The organism is Pseudomonas mohnii (assembly GCF_900105115.1).
Taxonomy (GTDB): domain Bacteria; phylum Pseudomonadota; class Gammaproteobacteria; order Pseudomonadales; family Pseudomonadaceae; genus Aquipseudomonas; species Aquipseudomonas mohnii.
On sequence record NZ_FNRV01000001.1, the window covers coordinates 2,007,053 to 2,025,845 of the forward strand.

Below are 18,793 nucleotides of genomic sequence, written 5' to 3' on the forward strand. Positions count from 1 at the left end.
GCTGCTTTCTAAGCATTCATTGAAGCAGGCGTTAAACCGCCACCAGGCGCACGCTGGCACCTTCACCGACGCCCAGGGCTTCGGCTGCTTCCAGATCCAGGGTGACGGGTTTGCCCGGCGCGTAATCAAGCTCGAGCAATACCGCGCGGTAATCCTGCAACTGGGCGTTGGCCACCAGGTACTGACGACCGGCGCCTTTGACCGGCTCACCGATTTTCACCGGCACCACACGGCTCTGGGCAATCGAACGGATCCCCGAGACACGGGCATGCAAGGTCGGGCCGCCGTCGAAAATGTCGATGTAGTGATCGGTCTCGAAGCCTTCGCGCATCAGGATGTCGAACGTGATCTGCGCCCGCGGGTGCACCTGCCCCATCGCTTCTTGCGCCGAATCCGGCAGCAACGGCACATAGATCGGGTAATGCGGCATCAGCTCGGCGAGGAACGTCCGGCTCTTGAGGCCACACAGACGCTCTGCTTCGGCGTAGTTGAGGTCGAAGAAGTTGCGACCGATGGCGTCCCAGAACGGCGAATCGCCATTTTCATCGCTGTAACCGACGATCTCGGTCACCACCGAATCGGCAAAGCGCTCCGGATGGCTGGCCACGAACAGCAGGCGACCACGGGAATTGAGTTCGGCCCAAGGCGAACCCACCAGCTCGCGCTGTACGTAGAAACTGGTCAGCAAGCTGTTGCCGGTCAGGTCGTGGCACTGAGAAAGCACGTGAATCTTGTTATGAATCTTCAGCTCGCGGGAAGCGTGCACGAAGGTTTCATTACGGAAACTGTAGAACGGCTCGGAATAGCCGGCCGACGCGACGATCGCCGAGCAACCGACCAGTTTGCCGGTCGCGGTGTCTTCGAGGACGAAGAAATAGCTCTCTTCACCGTTGAAGCTGACTTCGGCAGCGAATGAGGCTTCGCTTGCCGCGATCTTGTCGCTCAGGCGTTCAACGTCATCCGGCAGGGAAGTGACACCAATCGGGCTGTCCGCAGCCAGACGCTGTACCTCGCCCAGATCAGCCATTTGCGCGGGGCGCATCACCAGCATGGTGTCACTCCTTAATCTCAGAACTTACAAAAGAAAAAATCCCGGGCCATCCCTGAAACAACTCAGAGTCAACTGTGGGAGCTAGCCTGCTAGCGATATCGTCCTGTCAGGCAACAATGATGCTGGCTACCAGGCCCTCATCGCTAGCAGGCTAGCTCCCACACTTTTGATCCAGCCCGAAACAAAAATTTGGATCGACGCCTGAAATGTCAGGCGTCGAAAGGTCTATCAGGCTTGTGTCAGCTTGGCTGCGGCGCGTTCGAAGCGGTCCAGGCCGGCATCGATATCAGCGTCTTCAACCACCAGGCTCGGGGCGAAGCGAATCACGTCCGGACCGGCTTGCAGAATCATCAGGCCTTCTTTTTCAGCAGCGTTGAAGATGTCCTTGGCCTTGCCTTTCCAGGCATCGCTCAGTACACAACCGATCAACAGCCCCAGGCCACGCACCTGGGTAAACAGGCCGTACTTCTCGCCGATCTGCTCCAGGCGGGCCTTGAACTTGTCGTGCTTGGCGTTGACGCCGTTCAGCACTTCAGGGGTGTTGATCACGTCGATCACGGCTTCCGCGACTGCGCACGCCAGCGGGTTGCCGCCGTAGGTGGTGCCGTGGGTGCCGACGACCAGGTGTTTGGCCAGGTCTTCGGTGGTCAACATCGCCGCGATCGGGAAACCGCCGCCCAGGCTCTTGGCGCTGGTCAGGATGTCCGGCGTCACGCCGTAGTGTTGGTAGGCGAACAGCTTGCCGCTGCGGCCCATGCCGGTTTGCACTTCGTCGAACACCAGCAGCGCGTTGTGCTCGGTGCACAGCTCGCGGGCGCCTTGCAGGTAGGCCAGTTCGGCCGGCAGTACGCCGCCCTCACCCTGGATCGGCTCCAGCACCACGGCACAGGTCTTGTCGGAAACGGCGGCTTTCAAAGCAGCCAGATCGTTGTAAGGGACGTGAGTGATACCGGTGATTTTTGGACCGAAGCCGTCGGAGTACTTCGACTGGCCACCCACGTTCACGGTGAACAGGGTGCGACCGTGGAAGCTGTTCAGCGCGGCAATGATTTCGTATTTTTCGCTGCCAAAGCGATCGAACGCGACGCGACGGGCCAGCTTGAAGGCAGCCTCGTTGGCTTCAGCACCGGAGTTGCAGAAGAACACGCGCTCGGCAAAAGTGGCATCGATCAGTTTATGGGCCAGGCGCAAGGCCGGCTCATTGGTGAACACGTTGGACACATGCCACAGCTTGTTGGCTTGCTCGGTCAGCGCACCGACCAGCGCCGGATGCGCATGGCCCAATACGTTTACCGCAATCCCGCCGGCGAAGTCGATCAACTCGCGGCCGGACTGGTCCCATACGCGGGAACCGGCGCCACGCACTGGAATGAAAGCGGCAGGCGCGTAGTTGGGAACCATTACCTGGTCGAAATCGGCGCGTTGTACCGCAGCGTGCTCAACGGACATCGGAGTCTCCTGAAGACGAACACTCGCCTGAAACTGGCGAGCGATGGGGGGGATTGTAAGGACAGTTTTCAGCCCGGCCTTGCCGCCAAGCGACAACTTCTTATAGCGCAAACCCCGGATTTCCCCGGGTTTACGGCAATGCGACATATAGGGTCGCAAAGGCGCAGTTTAACTGGCGGCGAGCGTTTGCGGCAGGCTTGCTCCGTTGTAACCGATAGCGATTGGGTGAGTGAGGTAAATATGTACCGCACGTCGTCCGCCTTCGCGCGGTTTCCTAAGGGCCTTATCAAACTTCGATGGCGCTCTAGACCCCATGACTACCCAAGTTACCCTCCTGGCGACCGATGCCTTAAAGCCGGACGCCCACTTTCAGCACCTGATTAAAGTCATCCCGTCCTGGCTGCGCCAGGCAACGCCCCAACGGCGTGAAGCACTGAGCAATATCACCCCGGGATTGCCGGCCAGTCTCAAGGACGCCCCGCCACATCGGCACGCAGAACTGGGCAAACTCATCGCCCGTCATGTGACCAGCCAGAATCGGGTCGATCAGATGATGGCCAATCTGCAAAGCCCCGCCGACTTCGCCCGACCACTGCTGGAAACGGCGCTCAAGAGCCAGTTCGGTCTGGAACCGAACGTCCGCAAAACCTTCCTGCGCCTTTACATCCCCACCCACCTACCCTGGCTACGGTTGAAATCCGGGGCTGCACGCATCTGGACGGTGTCGCTGCTGGACGCGGCGCTGCACAACTTCGAAAGCGCCGAAACCGAAACTGACGCCTTCGAACCCGCCTCGACTTACATCACGACGCCCTCGGCCGATGGGCGATTCGAGACCTTGCCGCACATAGCAGAAAAAATGCCCATCACGGCGTTCACCCGCCTGTGCCGGGAGCTGGATATCGGCCAGCGCTATAAAGAGTATCTGGAGGACAACCTGGGCATCAGCAACCCGGTGGCGGCGGCACTGCTGCAACCGAAAATCCATGACAGCCAGAAAACCGCGCTGATCGCCGCACTGCATATGGCGCAGATGCAAAAACGGCTGGGCAGTGATGTCCACCAACTGATTCTTGGCCTGCTGGACGACCTGCCTTATCTGCGTTTGCGCGGCCAGCCATGGGGCTGTCATAAGTTGACCATCATGAACGCGCGCCTGACCGGTGTTCTGTTATTTGCCCCGGACCTTGAAAGCGCACGCGAAGTGGCCAGGGTCGTGGCCTATATCCCTGATGACCCCGAACATCCGATCAAGGAATACTCATCGTCCGCCGCCTTTGCCGAAGAACTGAGCAAACGCCTGCGCGCGCCCGCCTATCAACAATTCTTCAGCCGCTTCATCGACCACGAGGATCGCGGCCACTTCTTCGCCCAATTGAACAGCCAACTGGCCCCCATTACCTGGCAACCGGTTCAGTCGGGTGATCCGCGCCCGACCTGGCGCGAGCAACCCAACCAGCGGGTCGATTTGCGCATCGCCTCAACGCCGATCAAGGGCGACCTGTGGACTCACCAGTATCAGTCGAAGCTCAACAAGATTCTCAACGATGCCCGGGTCATCGCGGTATCCACGGCAACGGTCGACCAGAGAGCCCGCTGGGCACTATGGGACTCCTTCACCGAAATTGCTTCAGCACTGTTGAATGTCGCCGCCTTCATTGCCTTGCCGTTCGTACCGTTTCTTGGCGAACTGATGCTCGCTTATATGGCTTACCAGTTGCTCGATGAAACCTTCGAAAGCGTGATCGACTGGGCCGAGGGCCAAGGTCGCGAGGCATTTGGGCATTTGATGGGCGTCGTTGAGTCTGCTGTCCAGCTGGGCACTTTTGCCGCCGGTGGCGTGATCGCGGCGGGAGAATTTCGCGCGGCTCTGCCCAAGGAAATCGTGCAGTTCTTCGACCGCTTCAACTCGGTGAAACGACCGAACGGCGAAACCCGCTACTGGCAACCCGACCTCACCGCATACGAACATCCCGCAGTGCTTCCCGACGAATCAAAACCGGATACGCTCGGGTTGCACCGTCATCAGGACAAAACCCTGTTACCCCTGGAGAACAAACGCTACGCCGTCAGCGAAAATCCGCTGACGGGTGAACACCGCATCGACCATCCGACCCGGCCTGAGGCCTACAAACCCACGCTCAAACACAACAGGGCCGGCACCTGGCAAACCGAGGTCGACCAACCTCTGAGCTGGGACCAGACCACCTTGCTTCGACGTATCGGGCCGGATATGCAGCGCTTTTCCGAGCGCGAACGCGAAGGCATGCTAACCATCAGCGGCACCCACGAAAACGTCCTGCGCAAGATGCACACCAATGCAGAGCCGCTGCCGCCGCTTCTGGCCGACACGCTCAAGCGCTTCACGATCGACCAGGACATACAAACCTTTATCGAGCAAATCGGCAGCGACCGGCCGGAGCTGTACCTAAAGGCTGACCCCGTCACCCAGCTCGAATTGCTCAACGCCAACGGCTACTGGCCGAAAACCAAAGGGCTGCAACTGACGGATGGCGAGGCGCGCACACTTTGGCAAAGTCCCGCGCCGGATGTGCCGCGCCTGCACATCGATGTCACGCAACTCAACGACGGCGATCTGCTCAAAACTTTCCTGCTAGCCCTGTCGGACGAAGAAGCGAGAACCTTGATGGGCGAAGAGTTCGGCCTGCCCTCCCCTCGCCTCGAAAGTCGCACGCGCAGCCTGCGCCAGAAGCTGGCCCAACTCGCCCAACGCAAGCGAAAGAGTCTGTTCGAGCAGCGTTACCGCACACTCGAACAGGGCGCTCAGTCCACGACTCAAATCCTCATCGATGCCGAACCCGGATTACCAACCACCATCGCAGACGCGATTGCAGCAACGGCCAACGACCTGGAGCTGGCACAACTCAAGAGCGGCAAGGTTTCCCCCAGGCTGGCGGAACTGAGCCAGGAGGCCAGGTTGCAGGTACGGGTGACTCGCGCCTACGAAGGCCTTGAGTTGCCGTCGACCAAGGACAACATCGACACCGATTGCCTGGCTCTGCATTCACTGGAAAACCTGCCTGGCTGGAGCGGACAACTGCGCCTGGAGATGCGCCACTACAGCCCCGACGGGCGCCTGATCGACAGCCTTGGCAGCGCTGACGCCAGCCTGCGCAAAATACTGGTGCTCGGCGAGGATGGCGCCTATCAGCCGTTTGATCAGGATGGAGAAGAACTCAGCGGTTCGACCACGTTTTTTAACAGCCTGCTGCAGGCGTTGCCCGACAGCGAGCGCATGGCGCTGAACGTCCAGATTGGCGACGAGGCCCGGCTCAAACAGTTGATTCGCCAACACCCTCTGAGCCGCGAGGCCTTGCGCACGCTGCTGGGCCGGCAGGTTAATCTCAAGCCTGCCTACGACCCGAAGGTCATGCGACTGTTGGGCGGCGGCGATGGTTATCGGCTCCTTCCCACCCGTACGCCCACCCTGCAAGCCCGCGTCCAGTCGTTGTTCCCGCAACTGTCGGCCGAGGAACTCGATGCGTTTGTCGAGCGCCTGCAACAACACCCGGCAGGGCCACGGGCAGAACTGAATCGACTCATGGTTGAACATTCGGGGCTCTACGACACCCTGTCTCCCTGGTGCAACGACATCCCGCAGTACCTGCCTGATACCCGGACCAGGCTCACGCCTGAACAGCTGACCACCCAGATGCAGGCTCGACGGCAATTCATGATCGATCTGATGGAGTGCTGGCGGCGTCAATGGGTACCCACGCAGACTGGCTTCGCCACGACCGATTTCAACTTCTTCCAGCCGATAATTGGCGAGCTGCCAGCCCTGAGCGCCGACTTCAGCCGTGTCCAAACGCTGACAATGGATGGTTGTAGCGCCGCGCGGGGTACGCAGGCGTTTCTGCGCAGTTTTACCGGATTGCGCGCCCTGAAACTGCGTTACTTCAACCTGGGTCACCTTCCGGATGTTGTCGCGCAGCTACAACTTGATGAACTGATTCTCAGCGATTGCGTGATCAGCCTCAGCCCCGAGGCCCACGCCACGCTCGCCGCACAGGATCAAATGACCATACTGGACATGTATAACAATCCGCTGGGCCTGGTACCGGACGTCGGCGGCATGCCCAAACTGAATTACATCGACCTCTCACACACCGGCATTTCCGAGCTGCCCAAGGACTTGCTGACCCGCCCGCGCCTGAGCACCGCGCTGCTCAACGACAACCGGATCGAAGAATTGCCAACAGCCCTTTTCTCACTGCCACCCGACAGTCAGGAAGGATTCGACCTGGGCAACAACCCACTGTCGTCCGCAACCCGCGAACGCCTCAAGCAACACTACCTGGCCACACGCCAGGACTTCGGTATCTATGCCGAGGCGTCGGACCTGCGACGTGCGCAAGCGCTTTATCCGATGATGGACCAGGAAGAAGCGAGCAAATTCGTAAATTCGCTGCCTGGAACACTGGACGAGGGGCGAGCCGAACTGAGTCGCCTGGAAGCCGAACTTGCCACCCTGGAAACCGAGCTGGCTGCCTGGACCGCCGACATTCCCGCTCTCCATCCCGTCACCCAACAACCTTTCAACGCGCAGCAACTGCTGAACGAGCATTGGGCCCGAGACGAATTCAAACAGTTCGTGCTGCGATGCTGGCGTCGAGAAACCGGGGCCGAAGACATGAGCGACTTGCTGCAACCCAGCTACGACTTGAGCCTGGACACTCACATCACCGGTGACTTGCCGGCACTGAGTGCAGACTTCAGCCATGTCACGATGGTTTATCTCAATAGTGAAAGCGGCCTGCCCATGGACGTTAGCCGGTTCCTGGAAGGCTTCCCGAAACTCAAGACCCTCAGCATTCGCGATTTTCACCTGGGCGATATCCCGGAGGCGATTTTCCGCATGGGCGAACTGACCTCGTTGAACCTCCCGGACTGCCACATCACCCTGACTGCACAGAGCGTCCTGAACCTTTCCGAGATGACCCAACTGGACTTTCTGGACTTGAGTAACAACCCGTTGGAGCTCGCACCGGATGTCACTCAGCTGACCGATCTGGCCACCCTGCAACTGGACAACTGCCAGCTCACCGAACTGCCTGCCGGTCTGCTGCAACTCAAGCGTCTGGACACAGCCGATCTGAGCGGTAACCAGATCACCCTGATACCCACCGATATTCTCGAGATGCCAATGGAGGATGCCGAACCCATCAACCTGCGCGACAATCCGTTTAACGAAGCCAGTTTGAAAATCCTGATTGAGTATTTCAAGTTGACCAACGTCGACTTCGGGGTCGAGGAAGTGATCCAGCGGGCTGAGCTGGAGGTGTCGTCTTCCGGAGGATCAGACCCGGACGAATAGCCCTGTCAGGCACGGATCAACCGCGCTCCGACGGCACCGAGGACAACTCGAATGGGCTGCTGCTGCGCCGCTGGTTGCGATCTTCCCGCGGCGTGGCGCCGAAGAAGTTGCGGTAGGCGCTGGAGAAATGCGGCCCCGAGGAAAAGCCGCAGGACAGGCCGATCTGAATGATCGACTTGCTGGTTTGCATCAACATCTGCCGGGCCTTGTTCAGGCGCAATTCCAGGTAATACTGGCTCGGCACACGGTTGAGGTATTGCTTGAAAATCCGCTCCAACTGCCGACGGGACACGCACACGTGCTGGGCGATTTCGTCGGTGGTCAACGGCTCTTCGATGTTGGCTTCCATCAGCAACACCGCCTGGGTGAGCTTTGGATGGCTGGAGCCGAGACGGTTTTGCAACGGAATGCGCTGGCGTTCGCCACCCTCGCGGATACGTTCGACCACCAGTTCTTCAGAGACCGCACCGGCCAGCTCGGCGCCGTGATCGCGGGCCAGCACCGCCAGCAGCAAGTCGAGTACCGACAGCCCACCGCACGCCGTCAGGCGATCACGATCCCAGTCGAACAGATGGCTGGTCGCGATGACTTTCGGGAAGCGTTCAGCGAAATCGTCCTGCCAGCGCCAATGCACGGCCGCGCGATAGCCATCGAGCAAACCGAGTTGCGCCAACGGGTAGACACCGGCCGACAGACCGCCGATCACGCAACCGGCACGCACCAGTTGCTTCAGCGCACTGCTGAGCGCCGGGGCAAGGCTGGTGGGTGGCTCATCTGCCAGCAGAAACAGTTTCTGAAAGTTTTCGAGCTTGCCGGTCCACGCCTCGCCGGGCAATTGCCAGGCACCTTCGGCCGGTGGCTCGGCCTGCAGGAACGACAATTCGTAAACCACCTCCGGATGCACACGCTGGGCAACACGCAAGGCCTCCTCAGCCAGCGCAAGCGTCAGTGCTTTAGTGCTGGGCCAAACAAGGAAACCAATTCGATGGGCAGTCATGGCGGGCAATCCGAAACGAAAACAGTGTTAAAAGCCAAAAGCGGCTGCAACCAAATTAGACCATCTGGCGCGCTGCGCAGCATGACCTAATTTGGTGCGTAACGGGAGCGATTACTTCAGGCTACCCGACAGGAATTGCTGCAGACGTTCGGACTGCGGATTCACCAGCACTTCGCGCGGGTTGCCACTTTCTTCGACGACACCTTTGTGCAGGAACACCAACTGGTTCGACACTTCACGGGCGAAGCCCATTTCATGAGTCACCACCACCATGGTCCGGCCTTCCTGGGCCAGGGCCTGCATCACCTTCAGCACGTCGCCGACCAACTCCGGGTCGAGGGCCGAGGTCGGTTCGTCGAACAGCATCACTTCCGGTTCCATCGCCAACGCACGGGCAATCGCCACGCGCTGCTGTTCGCCGCCGGACATATGACCCGGGTAAGCATCCTTACGGTGAGCCACACCCACTTTGTTCAAATAGTGCTCGGCTTTTTCCCGCGCTTCGGCCTTGGACACGCCCAGTACATGCACCGGCGCTTCCATGATGTTTTCCAGCGCAGTCATGTGCGACCACAGGTTGAAATGCTGGAACACCATCGACAGACGCGAACGCATGCGTTGCAGCTGTTTCGGGTCGGCAGCCTTGAGTGCGCCGTCCTTGTTCGCCACCAGTTTCAGTTCTTCGTTGTTGAGTAGAATCTTGCCCGCGTGCGGCTGCTCCAGCAGGTTGATGCAACGCAGGAAAGTACTTTTGCCGGAGCCACTGGAGCCGATGATGCTGATCACATCACCCGCCGCCGCTTTCAGGGACACGCCCTTGAGCACTTCGTGACTGCCATAGCGTTTATGCAGGTCTTGGACTTCAAGTTTGTACATGCGGTCGGTTCTCACAAAAACAGTCAGTCAGTCGTTGAGCAAGCGCCCGTGACGCAGCGCTTCGCGCCCCGCCACCTTGGCCAGCCAGAAACCGGGTTGGGCGTAACGCAGCCGCTCAATGGCAAACAGCACCCCGGACGTACCAGCACACACCGTGCTGACCCGATCCGCCAGCGGATCGATCACTTCAAAAATCTCGTCTCCGGCGTCCACCCATTCACCGGGCTTGCGCAGGAAACTCACCACACCGGGGTGCGGCGCAAACAGCAATTCAGTGCCTTCGAAGGGCATGCCTTCGCACGCGTCCTGCGCAGGTTTCGGCCACTCACCGCTGATCAATCCCTGCTCGGCGAGGAACGCCAGAATGCCTTCGGCATGAGCCTCGGACTCGGCGCGACCGGTATCGGCCTGACCACCCAGTTCTACGGTAGTCGCCAGGCAGGCCAACGGAATCTGCGCATCCGGGAACAGGCGCGACAAGCGCAACCACGGCAGCGAACAGGCCTCGTCAAAGGAACTGCCGCCGGAATCTTCCGCCAGCAGACCGACTTTCACATTCAGGTGCGCGGCCAGTGAACGCCACTGCGGCCAATGCTGCGGCAAGGCATACATGTGCAGCGCGGCTTCGGCGTCGCAATGCAGATCCAGCACCACATCGGCGGTGCAGGCATGGCTGAGCAAAATGCGCTGCATGCCCTGCAACTGGCTGCTGGCCGGTGGCAATGCGGCGAGCGCATCGCTCATGGCCTGGCGAATCAAACGGATATTGGCGTGCGGGTCATCACCCAGGTGCCCGGCGAGTCCCGCGGCCACTGGCGCGCTGAGCTCGACGAAGTCGCGGTTGAAGTTCTTGCCGCTGCCCGCCTCGAAACGTCCTTGGTGATTGCCTTGCAGCAGTTGACCGAGGCCCAGTGGATTGGCCACCGGCACCAGCTCGATCACGCCGTTCAACAAGCCTTGGGCTTCCAGTTCGGCCAGGCGCTTTTTCAGTGCCCAGGCCGTGCGCATACCCGGCAGTTCATCGGCGTGCAGGCTGGCCTGAATGTAAGCCTTGCGCTCGCCGGTGCCGAAGCGGAACACCGAAATCCGGCGTTCGCTGCCCAGATGGCTCCACGGCAATGAATGATCAATGCGTTCCATATCAGTGCTTCCGCGGGGCCAGATAGCCCAGCCAGCGGCGCTCGGCCAGTTTGAACAGCTTCACCAGGATGAAGGTCAGGCACAGGTAGAACACGCCAGCGGTGATGTACGCCTCGAACGGCAAGTAGAACTGGGCGTTGACCGTGCGCGCCGCACCGGTGATGTCGATCAGGGTCACGATGGACGCCAGACTGGTGGTCTGCAGCATCATGATCACTTCGTTACTGTACTGCGGCAGGGCCCGGCGCAGGGCCGATGGCAACAGGATGCGCTTGTACATCTTGAAGCGCGACATGCCCATGGCCTTGGCTGCTTCGATCTCACCGTTCGGCGTGGCGCGCAGGCTGCCGGCGATGATTTCGGCGGTGTACGCACTGGTGTTGATGGCGAACGCCAGGCACGCACAGAAGGTCGCGCTCGACAGCCAAGGCCAGAGGAAGCTTTCCCGTACGGCTTCAAACTGCGCCAGACCGTAGTAGATCAGGAACAGCTGCACCAGCATCGGCGTGCCGCGGATCACGTAGGTGTAGAGCCAGGCCGTCATGTTGACGACAGCGTTTTTCGAGACGCGCATCAAGCCCAGCGGCAATGCACACAGCAGGCCGAAGAACAGTGACAGCGCGAGCAGTTTGAGGGTGGTCACCAGGCCGCCGAAGTACAGCGGCAAGGCCTCCCAAATGACGTTGTAGTCGAAGATCATAGATCAGCCGCCCTTACGCCTACCGAGTAGCGCTTCTCAAGGTGACGCAGTGCCAGCAACGAGACACTGGTGATCACCAGGTACATCGCCGCCACTGCGAGGAAGAAGGTGAAAGGCTCACGGGTGGCGTCTGCCGCCTGCTTGGCCTTGAACATCATGTCTTGCAGGCCCACCACCGAAATCAGTGCGGTCGCCTTGGTCAGTACCAGCCAGTTGTTGGTGAAGCCCGGAATCGCCAGGCGAATCATCTGCGGCACCAGCACGCGGAAGAACACCTGGAAACTGCTCATGCCATACGCCATGCCGGCTTCGGCCTGACCTTTGGGGATCGCCATGAACGCGCCACGGAAGGTCTCCGACAGGTACGCACCGAAGATGAAGCCCAGGGTGCCGATACCGGCGGCCAACGGGTTCAGGTCGATGTACTCGTCAAAGCCGAGCAGCGGTGCGACGCGGTTCAGCAGGTCCTGACCCCCGTAGAAAATCAGCAGGATCAACACCAGATCAGGAATGCCGCGGATCACAGTGGAATACAGGTCGCCCAGCCAGGCCAGCCAGCGCACCGGCGAAAGGCGCAGCGCCACGCCGATCAGGCCCAGAACGATGGCCAGCGCCATGGACGACAAGGCGAGCTGAAGCGTCAGCCAAGCGCCATCGAGGATGACAGCCCCGTAGCCTTTCAACATGATTCAGGTCCTCGAAAGTTGGGATGAAAAAATGGCGCAAACCTCAGAGATCCTGTTGCTTGCGCCATTTCGGACTTTTCGTTGCGACGTACTTACTTGCCGTAAATGTCGAAATCGAAGTACTTGTCCTGGATTTGCTTGTACTTGCCGTTCTCACGAATGGCGGCGATGGCGGCGTTGAGCTTGTCCAGCTCAGCCTTGTCACCCTTGCGAACCGCGATGCCTACGCCGTCGCCGAAGTATTTGACGTCAGTGAACGCAGGGCCGACGAACGCGAAACCTTTACCGGCGTCGGTCTTCAGGAAACCGTCATTCAATAGGGTAGCGTCTGCCACGGTGCCGTCGAGGCGGCCGGCGGCCACGTCGAGGTAAATTTCGTTCTGCGAACCGTAAGGCTTGATCTCGGCACCCAGCGGGGCCAGGACTTCGCGGGCGAAACGCTCGTGGATCGAACCACGTTGCACGCCGATGTTCTTGCCCTTGAGCTCGGTCAGGCCTTCGCTGACCTGAGTGCCTTCCTTCATGACCAGGCGGGCCGGGGTGTTGTAGTACTTGTTGGTGAAGTCCACGGACTTCTTGCGATCTTCAGTGATCGACATGGACGACAGAATCGCGTCGATCTTGCGCACTTTGAGTGCCGGGATCAGACCGTCGAACTCTTGCTCGACCCACACGCACTTGACCTTCATCTCTTCGCACAGGGCGTTGCCGATGTCGTAGTCGAAACCAACGATGCTGCCGTCCGGGGCCTTGGAAGCGAACGGAGGGTAAGCCGCTTCGATACCAATTTTCAGAGGCTTTTCATCGGCGAAGGTTGGCAGGGACAGCACGGACAGTGCCAGGGCGCCAAGCAGCACGAGTTTCTTCATCTTGGGACTCCATCGGTAAAGGGCTAAAACGGCAGAGTGAGCGACAGCCCAATATGCGAATGAGTGGAACCGGATAGTTTTGCTGCGTCCTACAGTGCACGTGCGAAATTTCAACACGAGCAACGACGAGCGAGTGATCGGCATTCTAACGACAGGCCCGAAGCCGATATTTCTTCAATGCGACAACTAGTTACAGAAGCACTGAGAAAGCCGGTTTGGCACGTTGACAGCCCTGCAAAATCATGCAAGAGCAAAAGACAGTGAACCGATATACATTGCAAATTGCGGGCCTATTATTAGCAAACCCTTCAAATCCAGCAAGCGCAGCGTGGGTTCTTATTTTTGAGGGGCGTTCTGAGTGCCCTCATCCGGGGCCTGGCGTTTCCCTATGCCCCGTATCGGCGCGGGCGGTTACACATTTAGTAACTTGAAGGATCAGGGGTAACAGCGGGAAACAGCCTACAGGGGAAACCGATAATTATTGGCTGTTGCATAGATGGCGACCGACAGGCCGCCTTCGCGAGCAAGCTCGCTCCCACAAGGATCAATGGAGTGACTGCGATTTACGCCACACGACCGAAACCTGTGGGAGCGGGCTTGCCCGCGAAGAGGCCCGCACAGCCACCACACAATCACCCGACATTAAAAAACCCCGCCAGGCTCAACACCTGGCGGGGCTTTGAATGACGCCGAACGCTACTTACGCAACATTCATAGTCTTGTGCGTATCAATCAAATGCTGCACCACGCTCGGATCGGCCAGTGTGGAGATATCCCCCAAGCCATCGTATTCGCCGGTCGCGATCTTGCGCAGAATCCGGCGCATGATCTTGCCCGAACGGGTTTTCGGCAGGCCTGGCGCCCACTGGATGACGTCCGGCGAAGCGATTGGGCCGATCTCCTTGCGCACCCAGTTTTTCAGTTCCAGGCGCAGTTGCTCGTTCGGCTCCTCGCCGTTTTTCAGGGTGACGTAGACATAAATGCCCTGCCCCTTGATGTCATGCGGCACACCAACCACCGCCGCTTCGGCGACTTTCGGGTGAGCGACCATCGCGCTTTCGATCTCGGCGGTGCCCATGCGGTGGCCGGACACGTTGAGCACGTCGTCGACGCGACCGGTGATCCAGTAGTAACCGTCGGCGTCACGGCGGGCGCCGTCACCGGTGAAGTACATGCCACGGAAGGTCTTGAAGTAGGTGTCGACGAAACGGTCGTGGTCGCCGTACAGCGTGCGTGCCTGGCCTGGCCACGAATCGAGAATCACCAGGTTGCCCTCGGCCTCGCCTTCGATGATGTTGCCCAGGTTGTCCACCAGCGCTGGTACCACGCCGAAGAACGGACGTGCCGCCGAACCCGGCTTGAGGGCATGCGCGCCCGGCAGCGGGCTCATCATGTTGCCGCCGGTTTCGGTCTGCCACCAGGTGTCGACGATCGGGCAACGGGACTTGCCGACATTCTTGTAGTACCACTCCCAGGCTTCCGGGTTGATCGGCTCGCCCACCGAACCGAGCAGGCGCAGGCTGCTGCCGTCAGCACCTTCGACGGCTGCGGTGCCCGAAGCCATCATGGCGCGAATGGCGGTTGGTGCGGTGTAGAGGATGTTGACCTTGTGCTTGTCGACGATCTTCGCCACTCGGGTGATGTCCGGGTAGTTCGGCACGCCTTCGAACAGCAGCGTGGTCGCGCCGTTGGCCAGCGGGCCGTAGACAATATAGGAGTGACCAGTGACCCAACCGACGTCGGCGGTGCACCAGTAGACCTCACCCGGGCGGTAGTCGAATACGCGCTCGTGGGTCATGGCCGCGTACAACAGGTAGCCGCCGGTGGTGTGCTGCACGCCCTTCGGCTTGCCGGTGGAGCCGGAGGTGTAGAGGATGAACAGCGCTTCTTCGGCGCCCATTTCTTTCGGCGCGCACACGGTGCCCGCCACTTTCATCAAATCTTCGTACCAGATGTCGCGATGCTGGTTCCACTTGATGTCACCGCCGGTGCGCTGGCACACGATGACTTTCTGGATGCTGCTGGTTTCCGGGTTGGTCAAGGCGTCGTCGACGTTGGCCTTGAGCGGGATCTTCTTGCCGGCACGAATGCCTTCGTCGGCAGTGATCACCACCTTCGACTTGCAGTCGATGATGCGGCCCGCCAGGGCTTCCGGCGAGAAACCACCGAACACCACCGAGTGAATCGCGCCGATCCGGGCACAGGCCAGCATGGCGACCACGGCCTCGGGGATCATCGGCATATAGATCGTCACCACGTCGCCGCGGTGTACATCCTGGCCGCGCAGGGCGTTGGCGAATTTGCAGACTTGCTCGTGCAGTTCGCGGTAGGTGATGTTGCGGCTTTCGGCCGGGTCATCGCCTTCCCAGATGATTGCGACTTGATCGCCGCGCTCGGCCAGATGACGGTCGAGGCAGTTGTAGGAGACGTTCAGGGTGCCGTCGGCGAACCACTTGATGTCGACGTGGTGATCGTCGAAGGACGTCTGTTTTACCGTGGTGAAAGGCTTGATCCAGTCGAGACGCTTGGCTTGCTCGCGCCAGAAGCCGTCCGGGTTGACGACTGACTGCTGGTACATGGCCTTGTAGGTCGCCTCGTCGGTCAGCGTGTTGGCCAGAACCTCGGGACGAACGGGATACAGGGAAGCCGCACTCATCTTTCTTACCTCGGGGAATATAGTTGTTTTTGTATGACCCCGTTGTAGCCGGGCCGGCCCTATAGAACCATTCGACGATGGTAGTAACAAGCCCATACAAAATGCCCCGGTAAGCGCAAAACAAGGCTGGAACGAATGTTCCGGTATCACGCCGCCCCTTGTAGGAGCGAGCTTGCTTGCGATGCTGCTGAACAATAACGCGCCAAACCTGACACCCCGGAGCGCCCCACGATTTGCCGCGAGCAAGTTCGCCCATACATGGGATTGTTACGAAATCTGTCAAAGGTGTTTATCAAAAGCATGGCTATATGAATAAACCCCTCCCCTCTAAAATCTGCATCGCCAACCCGGCAAACTGAGTTAACCACGTTACAGCCCCCACGAAGGCAGTTAACCCAAAAACCAAGTTGTTCGGCTCCACACGCAACCCCAAAAAGGTTGCGTGACCCCACTCGACCTATGAAAGGTAAAATTTAAATGAAAGCTTTATTGGTTCTGGCCCTCAGCAGTCTGTGCGCTACCGCCATGGCAGACGAGGTCCCGGCTGATGTCGCGCAGCAACAACCCGCAGTAGAGGATTACACTTACTCAATGCACCTGGACATCGCCAAAGTTATATCCATGAGCGAAGTTCCCAATGTTTGCGAAGTTGTCCCGGTGAAAATGGAATATGACGACTCCAAGGGTCAACGTCATATCCTGCGCTACAGCGTGATGGGTAACGGCTGCTCCAGCGGCTGATTCATCCGCCCCTCGTCTCCCCAAGGTTCGACCCAGCCGCCCGACGTTGCAGGCAGATGAAGCGTCGAACCTGATACATCTATAAATACGATTTCTTTAAGCACTTTATAGCGAATTTTAATCAATTTATCAGATGCAGTATGTATTCCATACCCAAGGCACATAACGCCACCCCATTTGGAGTCACCCCCATGAAAAGCAAACTGATCCTCGCCCTGACCCTCTCGGTACTGGCTGCTAACACCTTCGCCGCCGACGGCTATGACCGCACCGGTTCGGCCACCTTTGCCGCTGACGGCTACGATCGCACCGGTTCTGCCACCGTTGCCGCTGACGGCTACGATCGCACCGGTTCTGCCACCGTTGCCGCTGACGGTTACGATCGCACCGGCTCTGCCACCGTTGCCGCTGACGGTTACGATCGCACCGGTTCTGCCGCCGTTGCCGCTGACGGCTACGATCGCACCGGTTCGGCGACTGTCGCAGCAGACGGTTATGAGCGCACCGAGTCGGCTACTTTCAGGTGATCACTGAAGGTCGTTCCCAGCCCGACTTCGGTCGGGCTTAGTTGTGTCTGAAGCCTGAGAAACCCCCTTCGAAACACAAGATGTAGTAAAAAAGGCCTTTTCTGGTTATTTCTTGAGCAAAAATAACCCAGGGCAAAAATTTACGAAAAAAAATCTGCACCGGCCAAAGCCCTGTAAACCCTCGCTCCGACCGAAAAACGGTCCCTGTCGACCGATCCGTGAGCCATTTCGCCGCCCCACGGCACCGAAAACTTCCCTATAATGCGGCCTTAAACGGGCCTGCAATATTCCCTTACAGGGATGAAAAGCCAGTCTGAAGCCCCGCAGAAGCGCTCAATGCTTTCTGCGCCCGTCAGTGGCTCTCGGAACCCCGTACAAAATTCTGTTTTATTGCCTGCCTTAGCTGCTGCAAAAAACGATTCCTTAAGATCCATCGCGGCCAGTACGGCCGTGTGAAAAACCAACCTCAATTTCACACGGGCAATCTGGCCCTCACGCAGGAGACGACACGTCATGCTGAGCTGGGACGAATTCGACAAAGAAGACACGGAAGTAGCGGTCAAGAGCGCCAACGCTGGCCACGCCACCGAAGCCAATATGGACCGTCTCGACAGCGCTGGAGGTGCCGCCGCCCTGGAAGCCCGTGCCGTAACCGCCACTGACTCCGCCGCCGTCGCCCGCGCCAAGGCTGCCCTGGACGCTCTCGACGTCGCCGAAGGTCTGGCCGAACTCGAAGGCGCCTCCGCCCGTGTCGCCGTTGACGAAAAACGCATGATCAACTGCCGCGCCGACCTCAACCAGCTCGTGCCATTCAAGTACGACTGGGCCTGGCAGAAGTACCTGGACGGCTGCGCAAACCACTGGATGCCGCAAGAAGTCAACATGACCGCCGACATCGCCCTCTGGAAAGACCCGGAAGGCCTGACCGACGACGAGCGCCGCATCGTGATGCGCAACCTCGGCTTCTTCTCCACCGCCGACTCCCTGGTCGCCAACAACCTGGTCCTGGCCGTCTACCGCCTGATCACCAACCCGGAATGCCGCCAGTACATCCTGCGCCAGGCGTTCGAAGAGGCGATCCACACCCACGCCTACCAGTACTGCATCGAATCGCTGGCCATGGATGAAGGCGAAATCTTCAACATGTACCACGAGATCCCTTCGGTCGCGAAAAAAGCCACCTGGGGCCTGAAATACACCCGTTCGATCTCCGATCCGAAGTTCGAAACCGGCACCGTCGAAACCGACAAAGAACTGCTGCGCAACCTGATCGCCTACTACTGCGTTCTGGAAGGCATCTTCTTCTACTGCGGCTTCACCCAGATCCTGTCCATGGGCCGTCGCAACAAAATGACCGGCGTCGCCGAGCAGTTCCAATACATCCTGCGCGACGAATCCATGCACCTGAACTTCGGCATCGACGTGATCAACCAGATCAAAATCGAAAACCCACACCTGTGGGATGCCGAAATGAAGGAAGAAGCAACCCAGATGATCCTGCAAGGCACTCAACTGGAAATCGAATACGCCCGCGACACCATGCCTCGCGGCGTACTGGGCATGAACGCAGCGATGATGGAGGACTACCTCAAGTTCATCGCCAACCGTCGCCTGTCGCAGATCGGTTTGAAAGAAGAATACCCAGGCACCACTAACCCGTTCCCATGGATGAGCGAGATCATGGACTTGAAGAAAGAGAAGAACTTCTTTGAGACTCGGGTTATTGAATACCAAACCGGTGGCGCACTGAGCTGGGATTAACC

General features: G+C 59.2%; 13 protein-coding genes. 4 read left to right on the forward strand and 9 right to left on the reverse strand.

Features of this window, described 5'->3' with window-relative positions:
- Window positions 1-31: 31 nt before the first annotated feature.
- Together aruF and BLV61_RS09440 are read right to left on the reverse strand one after the other, a co-directional pair.
- Complete coding sequence (aruF, locus tag BLV61_RS09435; RefSeq protein WP_025112905.1) at window positions 32-1,051, reverse strand: arginine/ornithine succinyltransferase subunit alpha; 1,020 nt, start codon at window positions 1,049-1,051, stop codon at window positions 32-34.
- A gap of 228 nt (window positions 1,052-1,279) precedes the next feature.
- On the reverse strand, window positions 1,280-2,500 hold the full coding sequence (locus BLV61_RS09440; protein ID WP_047532374.1) for an aspartate aminotransferase family protein: 1,221 nt from the start codon (window positions 2,498-2,500) through the stop codon (window positions 1,280-1,282).
- A 313-nt stretch (window positions 2,501-2,813) separates the two neighbouring features.
- On the opposite strand from BLV61_RS09440, the gene BLV61_RS09445 reads away from it, so the two are divergent.
- Window positions 2,814-7,838, forward strand: coding sequence for a leucine-rich repeat domain-containing protein (locus tag BLV61_RS09445; protein WP_090464418.1), 5,025 nt, complete (start codon window positions 2,814-2,816; stop codon window positions 7,836-7,838).
- A 16-nt stretch (window positions 7,839-7,854) separates the two neighbouring features.
- Here the strand turns inward: BLV61_RS09445 and argR are convergent, their stop codons facing one another.
- The 7 genes from argR to acs form a co-directional block, all read right to left on the reverse strand.
- Window positions 7,855-8,835, reverse strand: a complete 981-nt coding sequence (gene argR, locus BLV61_RS09450; RefSeq protein WP_047532376.1) for a transcriptional regulator ArgR — start codon at window positions 8,833-8,835, stop codon at window positions 7,855-7,857.
- Between the two features lie 111 nt (window positions 8,836-8,946).
- Window positions 8,947-9,711 carry an ABC transporter ATP-binding protein gene (locus tag BLV61_RS09455; protein WP_007971015.1) on the reverse strand — a complete coding sequence of 255 codons (765 nt, stop codon included), beginning with the start codon at window positions 9,709-9,711 and terminating at the stop codon, window positions 8,947-8,949.
- 27 nt (window positions 9,712-9,738) lie between these two features.
- On the reverse strand, window positions 9,739-10,851 hold the full coding sequence (locus BLV61_RS09460; RefSeq protein ID WP_047532377.1) for a M14 family metallopeptidase: 1,113 nt from the start codon (window positions 10,849-10,851) through the stop codon (window positions 9,739-9,741).
- Window position 10,852: 1 nt separating this feature from the next.
- Complete coding sequence (locus BLV61_RS09465) at window positions 10,853-11,551, reverse strand: ABC transporter permease (RefSeq protein WP_047532378.1); 699 nt, start codon at window positions 11,549-11,551, stop codon at window positions 10,853-10,855.
- Window positions 11,548-12,237, reverse strand: coding sequence for an ABC transporter permease (locus BLV61_RS09470; protein ID WP_047532379.1), 690 nt, complete (start codon window positions 12,235-12,237; stop codon window positions 11,548-11,550). Before BLV61_RS09470 ends, BLV61_RS09465 begins: the two co-directional genes overlap by 4 nt.
- A gap of 92 nt (window positions 12,238-12,329) precedes the next feature.
- Window positions 12,330-13,106: an ABC transporter substrate-binding protein gene (locus tag BLV61_RS09475; RefSeq protein WP_047532380.1), complete on the reverse strand. Its 777-nt coding sequence runs from the start codon at window positions 13,104-13,106 to the stop codon at window positions 12,330-12,332.
- 700 nt (window positions 13,107-13,806) lie between these two features.
- Window positions 13,807-15,762, reverse strand: coding sequence for an acetate--CoA ligase (gene acs / locus BLV61_RS09480; protein WP_090464421.1), 1,956 nt, complete (start codon window positions 15,760-15,762; stop codon window positions 13,807-13,809).
- 477 nt (window positions 15,763-16,239) lie between these two features.
- On the opposite strand from acs, the gene BLV61_RS09485 reads away from it, so the two are divergent.
- From BLV61_RS09485 to BLV61_RS09495, 3 genes are all read left to right on the forward strand, one after another.
- Window positions 16,240-16,503: a DUF2790 domain-containing protein gene (locus BLV61_RS09485; RefSeq protein ID WP_047532382.1), complete on the forward strand. Its 264-nt coding sequence runs from the start codon at window positions 16,240-16,242 to the stop codon at window positions 16,501-16,503.
- A gap of 191 nt (window positions 16,504-16,694) precedes the next feature.
- Window positions 16,695-17,030 (forward strand): hypothetical protein, encoded by a 336-nt coding sequence (locus BLV61_RS09490; protein WP_090464424.1) that lies wholly within the window; start codon window positions 16,695-16,697, stop codon window positions 17,028-17,030.
- A 513-nt stretch (window positions 17,031-17,543) separates the two neighbouring features.
- A complete protein-coding gene (locus tag BLV61_RS09495; protein WP_047532384.1) occupies window positions 17,544-18,791 on the forward strand; it encodes a ribonucleotide-diphosphate reductase subunit beta in 1,248 nt (415 codons plus the stop codon).
- Window positions 18,792-18,793 lie beyond the last annotated feature (2 nt).

Excerpts from the sequence above, each read along its gene's own strand:
- aruF (WP_025112905.1), bottom strand. The coding sequence starts at position 1,051 with ATGCTGGTGATGCGCCCCGCGCAAATGGCTGATCTGGGCGAGGTACAG.
- BLV61_RS09440 (WP_047532374.1), bottom strand. The coding sequence starts at position 2,500 with ATGTCCGTTGAGCACGCTGCGGTACAACGCGCCGATTTCGACCAGGTA.
- BLV61_RS09445 (WP_090464418.1), top strand. The coding sequence starts at position 2,814 with ATGACTACCCAAGTTACCCTCCTGGCGACCGATGCCTTAAAGCCGGAC.
- argR (WP_047532376.1), bottom strand. The coding sequence starts at position 8,835 with ATGACTGCCCATCGAATTGGTTTCCTTGTTTGGCCCAGCACTAAAGCA.
- BLV61_RS09455 (WP_007971015.1), bottom strand. The coding sequence starts at position 9,711 with ATGTACAAACTTGAAGTCCAAGACCTGCATAAACGCTATGGCAGTCAC.
- BLV61_RS09460 (WP_047532377.1), bottom strand. The coding sequence starts at position 10,851 with ATGGAACGCATTGATCATTCATTGCCGTGGAGCCATCTGGGCAGCGAA.
- BLV61_RS09465 (WP_047532378.1), bottom strand. The coding sequence starts at position 11,551 with ATGATCTTCGACTACAACGTCATTTGGGAGGCCTTGCCGCTGTACTTC.
- BLV61_RS09470 (WP_047532379.1), bottom strand. The coding sequence starts at position 12,237 with ATGTTGAAAGGCTACGGGGCTGTCATCCTCGATGGCGCTTGGCTGACG.
- BLV61_RS09475 (WP_047532380.1), bottom strand. The coding sequence starts at position 13,106 with ATGAAGAAACTCGTGCTGCTTGGCGCCCTGGCACTGTCCGTGCTGTCC.
- acs (WP_090464421.1), bottom strand. The coding sequence starts at position 15,762 with ATGAGTGCGGCTTCCCTGTATCCCGTTCGTCCCGAGGTTCTGGCCAAC.
- BLV61_RS09485 (WP_047532382.1), top strand. The coding sequence starts at position 16,240 with ATGAAAGCTTTATTGGTTCTGGCCCTCAGCAGTCTGTGCGCTACCGCC.
- BLV61_RS09490 (WP_090464424.1), top strand. The coding sequence starts at position 16,695 with ATGAAAAGCAAACTGATCCTCGCCCTGACCCTCTCGGTACTGGCTGCT.
- BLV61_RS09495 (WP_047532384.1), top strand. The coding sequence starts at position 17,544 with ATGCTGAGCTGGGACGAATTCGACAAAGAAGACACGGAAGTAGCGGTC.